This is a genomic window from Alteromonas stellipolaris (genome assembly GCF_001562115.1).
In the GTDB taxonomy this organism is placed as follows: domain Bacteria; phylum Pseudomonadota; class Gammaproteobacteria; order Enterobacterales; family Alteromonadaceae; genus Alteromonas; species Alteromonas stellipolaris.
This window is the reverse complement of sequence record NZ_CP013926.1, coordinates 2,117,076-2,129,580: the sequence shown is the minus strand read 5'-3', so window position 1 is coordinate 2,129,580 and position 12,505 is coordinate 2,117,076. Positions and strand designations below refer to the sequence as shown.

Below are 12,505 nucleotides of genomic sequence, written 5' to 3'. Positions count from 1 at the left end.
CGCTTACGACACCATTTTAATTGGAATGTCACCTTTAGGTGATGAGGAAAAATCCCACTTCCATGTTGCTGTGGTTGGTGTAACAGGCACCATATCGATACAGTCTACTGGGCAGGGATCTACACATAAATCGCAGCCCGTACATTCTTCGACAATCACTGTATGCATATGCTTTGCTGCACCTAATATGGCGTCAACGGGGCATGCTTGAATACACTTGGTACAACCAATACATTCGTCTTCTCGAATGAAGGCGACTTTTTTCGTATCTTCTTCGCCGTGAGCCGCATCGAGAGGTTTTGGCTCTACCCCCATCAAATCGGCAAGTTTTTTTATGGTCGACTCACCACCTGGGGGGCATTTATTAATTTCATCACCATTAGCAATGGCTTCTGCATAGGGTTTGCAACCAGGGTAGCCACATTGTCCACATTGAGTTTGGGGCAATATTTCATCGATTTGATCAACCAATGGGTCGCCTTCCACCTTAAATCGAATACTGGCATAACCTAAAATTAAACCGAAGAGAAGCGCAAGCGCGCCTAATGCGATGATGGCGTATGTCATGGTCATTATACTTTCACCAAACCGCTAAAGCCCATAAATGCCAATGACATAAGACCCGCCGTTATCATTGCAATCGATGCCCCTTTAAATGAAACAGGCACATCGGCAGCAGCTAAACGTTCTCGCATGGCCGCAAATAGAACAAGCACTAAGGAAAACCCCACAGCCGCCCCAAAGCCATAAATAAGGCTTTCCATGAAGTTATGCTGCTCGGTAAGGTTCAGCAAAGCAACACCAAGCACAGCGCAATTGGTGGTAATAAGAGGAAGGAAAATACCTAATAAGCGGTAAAGGGTAGGGCTGGTTTTATGCACCACCATCTCGGTGAACTGAACCACAACAGCAATCACTAAAATAAACGCCAATGTTCGTAAGTAGCCAATACCTAAGGGCGCAAGTAGATAAGTCTCTACTAAGTAGCTTGTGGCCGAGGCTAGCGTTAACACAAACGTGGTGGCCATAGACATGCCCATGGCGGTTTCGAGTTTGCTCGACACACCCATAAAAGGGCATAAGCCAAGAAACTTCACCAGCACGAAGTTATTAACTAATACGGTACCAATTAATAGTAATAAAAATTCAGTCATGAAAATCGCAATTCCTACGAGGAATTAGTTGAGTCTCGGCATAATGGCCGTACTCGAAATTGAAACAGGAATAATTTGTCTATTATCGCTTTTTAGGCGCAGATTAACAACTTGATTGAATTAGGGTTATTTAATGAATATATAAGCTATTTCGGGAAGAAAAAAACGTATGAGATAATAGAAGGAGTATAAAGCGGTAATGAGCCAACCAAGTGGCTCCCCCTCCCCGATTCGAACGGGGGACCTGCGGATTAACAGTCCGTCGCTCTAACCAACTGAGCTAAGGGGGAATTGCACTTAAAGTTGTCGATGAAAAGTTGGCTCCCCTTCCCCGATTCGAACGGGGGACCTGCGGATTAACAGTCCGTCGCTCTAACCAACTGAGCTAAAGGGGACCTGCTTTTCAACGGGGCGGAATATTAAAGAGCATCTGGGTTTCTGTCAACAACCTTAATCAATTTTTTATGCTAAGTGGTCAAAAAATAGCTTTTCAGGGGTTTTGTGCTCAAATTTGCACCAAAACCAAGAAAGTGATGCTTAATTACTGAGCGAGTATTCGTATCGCCGTATTTAACTGTATTATCGAAGGAGTGAATATTAACGAACAGCGACTCGTTTTTTGGAGTAGCAAAATACGAAACCTATATAATAAAATAGAATAAAAAATGTTTTGTATACTGGTATTGTGTACAGTGTTTAATAAATATGTAACCTACGGCTTAGTATCTCAAGGTTAGTCTTCACTTACATAATTAGGAAGGGGTTACCCAGCATAGGGCGTAATTGCTGGGGTAGAGCTACTTATCCACTAATTCTGTGGATAACTATGTTGATAGTTATTAACTTGAGGATAAATTGGTAAGATCATCGTGGTCATGATCGTAAGCTCCACTAACCTGTTTTTACTAAAAACAGAATTATATCAATGATTTACTTGTTTATGCTAGATCTCTAGTTAAGATCTTAATAGATCTGTTGGACAAAAAATATCTTGTGTGTTAATTCGTCGACTATCAGTTACTTTTTCAACGATATAACAGTAAGAAATGAAAGGTTTACATAAATTTTACATTTTGTGTGGTGTAGCTTCTACGGCAACTTAGTGTTAATCGACCGATAGACTGTCTTAAAAGCGCAATCTAGCCGTAATGAAATTGTCATTACACTAAATTGGCTTATTTCATAAACTAAGTTGATAAGCCTTCAAGCGTTAGCTATTAAAAAAGCGTGTTCAGCGACATCTTCGCCAATGTACACTTAAAACGTGTAAATTAGTCATTAGTATTAATTTTATAAGATGATTAGTTGTGACAACCGACACTTGACCTAGCTCAAACTTACCTTGGTCGATTTAACATAGCCAATGTAGTCAGTCTCACATAGACTAGCGTCAGCTTCTTGTTGTAAGGCAAGTTTAGTTATTTACGATAGCCACTTATTTATTAGCGCCAGTTATTTCTACCAATCAACTATTGAGAGGGTTTGTGAAAACAGACGAGTCCCCGAGCCGAGCCGCGAATCTTTTAAACGGTGATATCCCTGCTACCCTAAAACGCATGACAATACCTATGATATTGGGCATGGTCATGATGATGAGCTTCGGGTTAATCGATACCTTCTTTGTCAGTTTGTTAGGTACAGAACCTCTGGCTGCCATTAGTTTTACCTTTCCTGTCACCTTCACCGTTATTAGTTTAAATATTGGGTTAGGCATTGGCACGTCGGCTATCATTGGCAAACTGCAGGGCAGTGGCGAATTAAGTGAGTCAAAGAATTACGCGACAGGCTCACTAATGCTTTCTACCTTATTGGTGGGTACGTTGGCGTTAATTGGTTACTTCACCATTGAACCCATATTTACATTGCTGAACGCCTCGCCAACGTTGTTACCTTATATAAGGGACTATATGGCCTTGTGGTACGCATCGAGTATTTTTCTGTCGCTACCAATGGTGGGTAACAGCGTATTAAGAGCATGTGGCGACACCCGAACCCCGAGTATTGTGATGGCAACCGTAGGTGGTTTAAATGCACTTCTCGACCCTTTATTTATTTTTGGCGCAGGTCCGGTTCCCGCAATGGGCATTCAAGGCGCTGCGCTGGCTACGCTATTAGCGTGGATGGTGGGCGCTGCGTGGATACTTTATTTATTGGCGGTTAAACGAAATCTAATTCTGCCTCGGTTGCTCTCAATAATAGAGCTAAAAGCAATTAGCGGGGACGTTTTAAAAATAGGCCTGCCAGCCGCTGGGGCTAATATGCTTACGCCAATAGCCGGTGGTGTAATGACCGCGGTGGTGGCCGGTTATGGGGCAGAAGCTGTGGCGGCGTGGGGAGTAGGGAGCAGAATGGAGTCTATTGCCAGTATAGTGGTACTTGCACTTTCTATGACATTACCACCGTTTATTAGCCAAAACGTTGGTGCAAATAGATTCGATAGAGTGCATAGCGCTTATATGGTGTCGTTAAAATTTGTGCTTTTTTGGCAGTTATTCGTATTCGTTGTTATGTGGGTGTGTTCTGGCTGGATTGCCGTAGCCTTTACCAGTGAACCCGAGGTTAGCCGCCTCATTCAATTGTTTTTGATGATAGTGCCCTTAGGTTATGGCATGCAGGGGCTTATTATTTTAACGAACTCTTCGTTAAACGCGATGCACCGCCCCTTGAGCGCATTGGCTTTGAGTGTTATCAGATTGTTTGTATTTTTTGTGCCAATAAGTATTGCGGGAAGCTACTTTTTCGGTTTAACAGGATTGTACTGGGGAACGGTAGTGGCAAACATTGCCATGGCGACCGTGTCTTTTGTCGTATTCAAAAATTCGCTCTCGATATTTAAACAGGAACAACATGCTACCTAGGTGGCAAGGTAAATAAGGTATTTGATTAATGAGTAAAGGTTTTGAACTTCATTCAAGCTACAAGCCAGCCGGCGATCAACCTGCTGCCATAGAAACCCTGGTTGATGGGTTAGAAAGTGGCCTAGCAGCGCAAACCCTGTTAGGGGTTACCGGTTCGGGTAAAACTTTTACCATGGCGAATGTTATTAGTGAAGTTCAAAGGCCAACGCTGATTATGGCGCATAACAAAACCTTGGCGGCACAGTTATACGGGGAAATGAAAGATTTTTTCCCTAACAATGCCGTTGAGTACTTTGTTTCTTATTACGACTACTATCAGCCTGAAGCATACGTACCTAGTACTGATACTTTTATAGAGAAAGATGCTTCGATAAACGATCACATCGAGCAAATGCGTTTGTCTGCCACAAAAGCATTGATGGAGCGCCGAGATGTTGTGATTGTCGCCAGTGTGTCTGCTATTTATGGTTTGGGTGATCCCGAGTCGTATATGAAAATGCTTTTGCATTTGCGACAGGGCGATACCATGGATCAGCGCGATATTTTGCGCAGACTTGCCGAGCTTCAATACAAACGCAACGATTTAGCCTTCGAACGGGGTACATTTCGCGTACGTGGTGACGTGATTGATATCTTCCCTGCAGACTCAGAAAAGCAAGCAGTGCGTGTTGAGCTATTTGACGATGAGATAGATAAAATTAGTTTGTTCGATCCGCTAACAGGCGCAGTCGACAAAACAGTTGTGCGTGCAACGGTTTTTCCGAAAACTCACTATGTTACCCCAAGAGAAAAAATCCTTGATGCCATTGAGCATATAAAAGGAGAATTGAAGTCTCGAAAGGCGCAGCTGCTAGAAATTAATAAGTTAATCGAAGAGCAGCGAATTTCTCAGCGTACTCAATTTGATATTGAGATGATGATGGAGCTTGGTTATTGCTCGGGCATAGAAAACTACTCACGTTATCTATCGGGTCGCGCACCTGGTGAGCCGCCCCCAACCTTATTAGATTACTTTCCTGCTGATGGCCTTATGTTCATTGATGAATCCCACGTAACGGTTTCTCAAATTGGTGCCATGTATAAAGGGGATCGCTCTAGAAAGGAAACCTTGGTGGAATATGGGTTCCGTTTACCATCAGCACTAGATAACCGTCCACTTAAATTCGAAGAATTTGAGCAAATTTGCCCACAAACGGTATACGTATCGGCCACTCCCGGTGAGTACGAACTTAAAAAGACCCATGGTGATATTGTAGAGCAAGTGGTGCGCCCAACAGGGTTATTAGATCCCATCATTGAAGTGCGCCCCGTCGCTACCCAAGTGGATGACGTATTATCGGAAATTCACAAGCGAGTAGCGCTTGATGAAAGGGTACTTATTACTACACTCACTAAGCGTATGGCCGAAGATTTAAGTGAATACTTAAATGAGCATGGCGTTAAAGTACGGTATTTGCATTCTGATATCGACACGGTAGAACGCATTGAGATTATTCGCGACTTGCGTATTGGTAAGTTCGATGTGCTGGTGGGCATTAACCTACTTCGTGAAGGCCTCGATATGCCTGAAGTTTCTCTGGTGGCGATTTTAGATGCCGATAAAGAAGGCTTTTTACGAGCCGAACGCTCACTTATTCAAACCATAGGTCGAGCCGCACGTCATATTAACGGGCGCGCCATTTTATATGGCGATAAAATCACAAAGTCTATGAAAAAAGCCATGGATGAAACTGAACGCCGCCGTGAAAAACAGGTTGAGTACAACAAAGCCAATAATATAACGCCGATGCGTTTGAATAAGCCGATTACCGATATTATGGATTTGGGCGAAGGTGCTCATCCTGCCTCCGGCAAAGTAAGGCTTCGCAAAGTAGAAGAGAAGAAGAAACAGAAGAAAGCAGCAAGTGCGACAGAGTTAATGGAGCAAATTTCCGAGCTTGAAAAGCAGATGTTTGAATATGCCAGAGAGCTTGAATTCGAGAAGGCGGCCTCGTTAAGAGATGATGTGGAAGCACTCCGAAAACAGGTTGTTGCACTGTCTTAATAAACCAATTAAACGTTCTTGATGACAAAACAATCTCAGCAATTTTGTTTCAGTCGTTTATAACAGTTTGTTTATTGCAGAAATTCGCCTTAAATTGTCGTTGTAATCGGGGCGCCAGTTGCATATAGTTGATACTTAAGTATCTATAACTATACCTATAATGGTGCCTTTATGCTGAATCGTCTTCAAGAGTCGGATATTAAGTTGTTACGCGTGTTTTATGCAGTAGCAAGTTGTAATGGTTTTACTGCTGCAGAACCCGTGCTGCGTATGCAACGTCCTAATATCAGTGCTGCAATTAAGAAACTTGAAGAACGTCTCGATTTAGTATTATGCCACCGGGGTCGTGGTGGCTTTCAAATGACAAAAGAGGGCGAAGTGGTTTTTCAAGAAACCAAGCGTATTTTCAATGCCTTCGATAATTTTGTGTTCAATTTGAAATCATTACACGATGACTACTCAGGTCACATTACGCTAGTGCTTATGGCTGGCCTGCCGCTTTCAATGCATTTAGCCGTGAGTAAAGCGGTTAAAAGCACCATGAAAAAGTTTGATGATATTCACGTTAATATCCAAACCCGTTTATACAATGAAGTAGAGCATGTTGCCTTATCCGGCGAATGTCATTTGGTGGTATCTACCTACGATATGGTAAAACCTGAATCTGTGACTTTTCATCCTATCGGGATCACCACAGATGGGCGTTTGTATTGTTCACCTACACACCCGTTAGCGAAGTATCGTGATACTGCGTTACCTGAAAATATAAAAATTGAAGATTATCCGGCCATTGGTATTTCTGGTTTATCATCGGCAAACTACATTGATAATGAGTCTCGCCTTGCTATTCAAACTTTCTCAGACTCTTTCGATGCCGCAATGTCAGCTATTATGACGGGCGAGTATATTGGCTTATTGCCAGACTATATGGCCAAAGAGCAGGGCGCAGCGCTAGGATTAGTGCCTATTGCCAATGGCAGCTTGTATAACTTTAGCCATGATTTGTTTGTAATGAATGGTAAAAACACGCGATTAAATCCAGTGTTACGGCACTGCATTAAGGAACTCACTTACTTTATAGGCGAAAGTCAAAAGTAGGTTGGGTACGCGAAAATCAAATACTGTATGAAAACGCCTTGTGAAAACAGGGCGTTTTTCGTTTCACCCAAAAGGAATGGTTTATTTTCTTTCTAGTTAAATTAGTGTCGTTCTTTTTCGGAACGTATTTGTGCTTTTCACTGCATCATCATTTTGATGTACCCGTGGTATTGGCTGCCGCCTTTACTGGTTTAGTCGGCAGTTTTTGGCATTGGCCGAAAAAGTACGGCAATCATCCTCAAGCTGCTATTTATGCTGGTGCCTTCGCAGGTATGTGTTCAAGTGCCATTATTACTGGGTGGGAAGCGTTAGTATTTATTTCTGTTGTAGGGGCTGGGGTATATACCCTTACGCGCAATATATTCGAAGGTTTTGGTGGTCGGCTAGGGGCTATTGCATTTACCGCAGTCAGTAGCCTTATTCTTTTAAGGGCGTTGTTTTGACGGCGTTATTAGTTATTTTAATTACCCTTGCCGGTGCATTCACCACCTACCGATTAGCGAAGCTGCCAAAGTTTAATGTAATTCGAGCGTCCAGTTTACTCACAATTTTATTTTACTTTTCAGTGCTACTTATCGAGAACGTGCTAATGAGCGAAAGTCGTTCATCAGAAACCGCTGAATTTTGGGCCACCGTATTTTTCGGGGGAAGTTTTGTAGGTATGAGCGCACCGCATCGGTTTTCGTATTACTTGCTCACAATTTCATCGTTATGCTTTGCCATTATTTTTATGGTGCTACTGCCGTTGCTAGAAGGGATTGGTGGTGCACTCGGGTGTAGCGCTTTTATTTCGGTGGCTATAAGCCACTCATTCCGTATGGCAGTGACTAAGCTAGAAGGCGCCTGAGTAGGCGCCAAACCGATTATTCGTAGCTAAGTGGATCAGTACAGTGATTTTCTCTGAAAGCTTCTAAGCGCTCTTCACAGGCACCGCATTTACCACACGCTTTCTCTCTTCCGTTGTAGCACGTCCATGTTTCGCCGTAGTCTAAGCCCATTTTTAAGCCATCGGTTAAAATTGCCGTTTTACTGTCTTTAATATAGGGCGTTACGATCTCAACAGGGGTGTAGTTAGCAATGCGACAAACATCACTCATTTTTTCCACAAACTCAGGGCGACAGTCTGGGTAAATAGCATGATCGCCCGAATGAGCACCATAATACACTTCGTTTGCTTCTAAACTTACGGCATAACCCACCGCTAACGACAGTAAAATCATATTACGATTAGGCACTACGGTCTGCTTCATGCTGGGCTCTTCGTAATGCCCTTCTGGTACATCGATATCAGAGGTTAGCGATGAGCCACCTATTAAGCTATTAATAGCGCTAATATCCACAATTTTGTGAGGCACGTTTAACGATTTACACACCGCTGCCGCATAATCCAGTTCTTTTTTATGGCGCTGACCATAATCAAAAGAAAGGGCGTGAACGGTCTTACCATCACGTAAGGCCTTGTGTAAAACTGTGAATGAGTCCATTCCACCTGAATAGATAACAACAACGTTTTCTGACATAGTTTTAAAGTTTTGAGAAATTATGCCCGAATTTTATGTGATCCTTGGTAAAATCGAAACATACAATCGTTAAAGGGTGACATTTTGTCGAAATTAATCACGCTGAACATCAATGAAATGTTCGAAACCATCCAAGGAGAAGGGGCACATACCGGTATCCCGTCTATCTTTGTTCGCTTACAAGGATGTCCTGTGGGTTGCCCGTGGTGTGATACCAAACATACCTGGACGCTGGACAACGCTTTAGTAACCACGGCACAACAGGTTATTGATAAGACTAATGAGTCTGAGCATTTTTTTGAAATCGATGAAAACAAATTGTTGTCGCTGTTTTCTGAACAAGGTTATGTGGCAAAGCATGTGGTTATCACCGGTGGTGAGCCATGCATGTATGATTTGCGCCCGCTTACCACTCTGTTACATGACAGCGGCTTTTCCACGCAAATAGAAACGAGTGGCACGTATGAAGTGTTATGTGATGATAGGACTTACGTGACGGTCTCGCCTAAAATCAATATGAAAGGAGGGATGCCGGTTTTGTTAAGCGCCCTTGAGCGTGCGAATGAGATTAAACACCCTATTGCCATGCAAAAACACATTGATGAGTTAGATGCGCTGCTAGCCGATGTCTCTTCGTTAGCAGGTAAGCAGGTTTGTTTACAGCCGATAAGTCAGCAACCACGGGCGACCGAACTTGCAGTACAAACCTGCATAGCCCGTAATTGGCGACTATCCTTACAAACACATAAATATATTGGTATAGAATAAATTACATAAGCGTGAGCAAAGGAGTTCGATAATGGCGTTGAAGTATGTAAAAACGGCACTGCTTTTGTGTTCGTTGCTTGTAGCAACACAAAGTGCCGCGGCATTGTGGACAATTAACTACCCTAAACCGCTAGATGACTCTGACGCTCGCGCCGAATACCCCATTGCCTTGCTTAAACTTGCCCTTGATAAAACGGGTGTAAATTACGAGTTATTGCCATCAGATCGCATTCTTTTGTCTTCAAAGGCATTGCGTCAACTGCGTGAAAATCGTGAAGTGAACGTGGTGTGGAGCATGACGGACAGCCAACGTGAAAAAGATCTTCTCCCTATTCGAATTCCCATTGCGAAAGGACTTATTGGCCTGCGGGTATTTGTTATCAATGTAGACAGGGAAGCGGAGTTTGCCCGGGTTTCATCAAAAAGTGAATTAATGAACTTCACACCATTACAAGGTGAAGAATGGCCAGACACTAAAATACTGCAAGCCAACGGCTTTAATGTTGCTACAGTCCCTAACTTTAAAGATGCCTATTCGTTATTGCTTCAAAACAAAGGGGATTTCTTTCCTCGCTCGGTTATCGAGGTATCAGCTGAACTTGAAGGGCGATCGGCATCACTTAAATTAGAGCCTGATATGGCAGTTTATTACCCAACTGCCATGTACTACTTCGTTAATAAGAGTAACCCAACGTTAGCACGGCTAATTGAAACAGGATTAAATCGTGCAATTGAGGACGGCTCTTTTGAAGCGTTATTTAAATCTTCTAATGAAGCCATTTTAGAGCAGTTAGACATCAAAAACAGACGAATCTATACGCTTGATAACCCCTTATTACCGCCTGAAACACCGTTAGCCGACGAGCGGCTTTGGTACGTAATTGAACAGTAAAGTAGGGCTTACAATTCGCTCTAGACTTTATCTACAGCCCTTATATAACATACATAGAACTCATAAAAAAAACGCGGCAAGAGCCGCGTTTTTTATTTAAAAGTTCAGGTGACTAGAACTAGTCAGAGGCACCTGAATGCACGTCTTTCATTGAACGACCTGAAGGATCGGCATTGTTCTTAAAGCTTTCATCCCACTCAAGCGCTTCAACCGTACTACAGGCAATAGATTTGCCACTAGGTACACAACGGGCCGCGCTTTCTTGCGGGAAGTAACCTTCGAAGATAGTACGGTAGTAGTAACCTTCTTTGGTATCTGGTGTGTTCACTGGGAAGCGGAACTCAGCAGAAGCAAATTGTTGGTCAGATACTTCGTTCTCAACGAAATCACGGATAGAATCAATCCAAGAATAGCCTACGCCATCACCGAACTGTTCTTTTTGACGCCATAGCACTTCGGCAGGCAGAGTATCGCCGTTGTCGAACGCTTTACGTAAAATCCATTTTTCCATTTTACCATCAAGACACATTTTATCTTGTGGGTTTAAGCGCATAGCCACGTCGATAAAGTTTTTATCTAGGAATGGAACACGGGCTTCAACACCCCATGCTGAAGTTGCCTTGTTCGCACGAGCACAATCGAACAAGTGAAGACGATCTAGTTTACGTACCGTTTCTTCGTGGAACTCTTTCGCATTTGGCGCTTTGTGGAAGTATAAGTACCCACCAAAAATTTCATCAGCACCTTCACCAGACAATACCATCTTAATACCCATAGCTTTAATCTTACGGGTCATTAGGTACATTGGCGTTGCCGCACGAATGGTAGTGGTATCGTAGGTTTCTAGGTGGAAAATCACGTCACGAATGGCATCAAGCCCTTCTTGAATAGTGAAGTGAATTTCGTGGTGTACAGTACCAATCATATCAGCCACTTTTTTAGCAGCTTTCAAATCTGGTGCACCTTCAAGGCCTACCGCGAAGCTATGCAGGCGAGGCCACCATGCTTCTGTTTTATCTTCGTCTTCTACACGTTTTGCAACGTACTTAGCTGCAATTGCAGAGACTAATGATGAGTCCAAACCGCCTGATAATAATACTGCGTATGGTACGTCTGACATCATGTGAGACTTCACTGATTTTTCAAACGCTACACGTAAATCGTCAAGGTTAGTGGTGTTGTCTTTTACTGCATCGTACTCCATCCAATCACGTTTGTAGTACTTCGTGATTTGACCGTCTTTACTCCACAGGTAATGACCTGGAGGAAATTCGCTGATGGTTTTACAAATAGGTGCCAACGCTTTCATTTCTGAAGCAACGTAGAAGTTGCCGTGCTCATCGTAACCTGTGTATAGAGGAATAATACCCATATGGTCGCGAGCAATTAAATAAGCATCTTGTTCGTCGTCATAAAGAACAAATGAGAACATGCCTTCTAATTCATCAACAAAGCTCACACCTTTTTGTTGAAAAAGCGGAAGAATAACTTCGCAATCTGAGCGAGTTTTAAACGGATAAGGTTCTGCTAAATCATCAGCGAGTTGCTTATGATTATAAATTTCGCCATTTACGGCTAAAACTTGTTTGCCATTTTGGCTGATAAGCGGCTGAGCGCCGGTGTCCACATCAACAATAGCCAATCTTTCGTGACAAAGAATGGTATTGTCATTATTCCAGATTCCCGACCAGTCAGGGCCACGGTGGCGCAATAATTTTGTTAATTCGAGGGCTTGGGTTCTGAGTTCAGACACATCGGTTTTGATATCAAGGATACCGAAAATACCACACATAAAACGGATTCTCTCTGTTCACTTGTTGAAAAATAATTGAGGTTTTTTCTGTCGGGTACTCGCGAACGAGTTGGCGAAGGTATTGTTGTTTTTTTTAATCGCGCTTTCGCATGCCTTGAATGTGCCAGTCTGACAGGAAATTGCAAGTACAATATGATGAGAAAATGGAAATTGTTATTCCAAAACTCACGGTTCTTAGGTGAAAGTTTCGCTGTTATTAGGTGCAACAGAAAATAGGTCGTACAAATAGTAGGCAGAATGCGATTTTTTCTCACTATATCCATATCAAAATGTATTTTATAAGCTACTGATTTTAAATGATTTATATTTGTATCTCTTTACCTTGTTTGAGCGCATAATCTGCCGGTTTTTTCAACAC

General features: G+C 42.7%; 11 protein-coding genes and 2 tRNA genes. 7 read left to right on the top strand and 6 right to left on the bottom strand.

What is annotated here, in order from left to right:
• Positions 1–3: 3 nt before the first annotated feature.
• The 4 genes from rsxB to AVL57_RS08985 form a co-directional block, all read right to left on the bottom strand.
• On the bottom strand, positions 4–573 hold the full coding sequence (rsxB, locus tag AVL57_RS09000) for an electron transport complex subunit RsxB (RefSeq protein WP_013784954.1): 570 nt from the start codon (positions 571–573) through the stop codon (positions 4–6).
• Positions 573–1,154, bottom strand: a complete 582-nt coding sequence (rsxA, locus tag AVL57_RS08995) for an electron transport complex subunit RsxA (protein WP_013784953.1) — start codon at positions 1,152–1,154, stop codon at positions 573–575. Before rsxA ends, rsxB begins: the two co-directional genes overlap by 1 nt.
• 213 nt (positions 1,155–1,367) lie before the next feature.
• Positions 1,368–1,444: transfer RNA gene (locus AVL57_RS08990), tRNA-Asn, on the bottom strand.
• Between the two features lie 28 nt (positions 1,445–1,472).
• Positions 1,473–1,549: transfer RNA gene (locus tag AVL57_RS08985), tRNA-Asn, on the bottom strand.
• A gap of 1,089 nt (positions 1,550–2,638) precedes the next feature.
• Between AVL57_RS08985 and AVL57_RS08980 the strand changes: the two genes are divergently transcribed.
• From AVL57_RS08980 to AVL57_RS08960, 5 genes are all read left to right on the top strand, one after another.
• Positions 2,639–4,012, top strand: coding sequence for an MATE family efflux transporter (locus AVL57_RS08980; RefSeq protein WP_057793081.1), 1,374 nt, complete (start codon positions 2,639–2,641; stop codon positions 4,010–4,012).
• Between the two features lie 28 nt (positions 4,013–4,040).
• Positions 4,041–6,056 (top strand): excinuclease ABC subunit UvrB, encoded by a 2,016-nt coding sequence (gene uvrB / locus AVL57_RS08975; protein WP_057793078.1) that lies wholly within the window; start codon positions 4,041–4,043, stop codon positions 6,054–6,056.
• A 171-nt stretch (positions 6,057–6,227) separates the two neighbouring features.
• Positions 6,228–7,154 carry a LysR family transcriptional regulator gene (locus tag AVL57_RS08970; RefSeq protein WP_057793076.1) on the top strand — a complete coding sequence of 309 codons (927 nt, stop codon included), beginning with the start codon at positions 6,228–6,230 and terminating at the stop codon, positions 7,152–7,154.
• A gap of 104 nt (positions 7,155–7,258) precedes the next feature.
• The gene (locus AVL57_RS08965; protein ID WP_231518478.1) at positions 7,259–7,597 is read left to right on the top strand and encodes a hypothetical protein; all 339 of its coding nucleotides are present in this window, start codon (positions 7,259–7,261) and stop codon (positions 7,595–7,597) included.
• The gene (locus AVL57_RS08960) at positions 7,594–8,001 is read left to right on the top strand and encodes a hypothetical protein (protein ID WP_057793074.1); all 408 of its coding nucleotides are present in this window, start codon (positions 7,594–7,596) and stop codon (positions 7,999–8,001) included. Before AVL57_RS08965 ends, AVL57_RS08960 begins: the two co-directional genes overlap by 4 nt.
• A 16-nt stretch (positions 8,002–8,017) precedes the next feature.
• Here the strand turns inward: AVL57_RS08960 and queC are convergent, their stop codons facing one another.
• A complete protein-coding gene (queC, locus tag AVL57_RS08955; protein ID WP_013784947.1) occupies positions 8,018–8,674 on the bottom strand; it encodes a 7-cyano-7-deazaguanine synthase QueC in 657 nt (218 codons plus the stop codon).
• 117 nt (positions 8,675–8,791) lie between these two features.
• Here queC and queE point away from each other — a divergent pair, with 117 nt between their 5' ends.
• Positions 8,792–9,442 carry a 7-carboxy-7-deazaguanine synthase QueE gene (queE, locus tag AVL57_RS08950; protein WP_057796275.1) on the top strand — a complete coding sequence of 217 codons (651 nt, stop codon included), beginning with the start codon at positions 8,792–8,794 and terminating at the stop codon, positions 9,440–9,442.
• Positions 9,443–9,473: 31 nt separating this feature from the next.
• Positions 9,474–10,334, top strand: coding sequence for a transporter substrate-binding domain-containing protein (locus tag AVL57_RS08945; RefSeq protein WP_057793072.1), 861 nt, complete (start codon positions 9,474–9,476; stop codon positions 10,332–10,334).
• A 118-nt stretch (positions 10,335–10,452) separates the two neighbouring features.
• Here AVL57_RS08945 and asnB read toward each other — a convergent pair whose 3' ends face one another.
• Positions 10,453–12,126 carry an asparagine synthase B gene (gene asnB / locus AVL57_RS08940; protein ID WP_057793070.1) on the bottom strand — a complete coding sequence of 558 codons (1,674 nt, stop codon included), beginning with the start codon at positions 12,124–12,126 and terminating at the stop codon, positions 10,453–10,455.
• Positions 12,127–12,505 lie beyond the last annotated feature (379 nt).

What these genes read in the sequence shown, in the direction of transcription:
- rsxB (WP_013784954.1), bottom strand. Translation starts at nt 573, where the DNA reads ATGACCATGACATACGCCATCATCGCATTAGGCGCGCTTGCGCTTCTC.
- rsxA (WP_013784953.1), bottom strand. Translation starts at nt 1,154, where the DNA reads ATGACTGAATTTTTATTACTATTAATTGGTACCGTATTAGTTAATAAC.
- uvrB (WP_057793078.1), top strand. Translation starts at nt 4,041, where the DNA reads ATGAGTAAAGGTTTTGAACTTCATTCAAGCTACAAGCCAGCCGGCGAT.
- AVL57_RS08970 (WP_057793076.1), top strand. Translation starts at nt 6,228, where the DNA reads ATGCTGAATCGTCTTCAAGAGTCGGATATTAAGTTGTTACGCGTGTTT.
- queC (WP_013784947.1), bottom strand. Translation starts at nt 8,674, where the DNA reads ATGTCAGAAAACGTTGTTGTTATCTATTCAGGTGGAATGGACTCATTC.
- queE (WP_057796275.1), top strand. Translation starts at nt 8,792, where the DNA reads ATGTTCGAAACCATCCAAGGAGAAGGGGCACATACCGGTATCCCGTCT.
- AVL57_RS08945 (WP_057793072.1), top strand. Translation starts at nt 9,474, where the DNA reads ATGGCGTTGAAGTATGTAAAAACGGCACTGCTTTTGTGTTCGTTGCTT.
- asnB (WP_057793070.1), bottom strand. Translation starts at nt 12,126, where the DNA reads ATGTGTGGTATTTTCGGTATCCTTGATATCAAAACCGATGTGTCTGAA.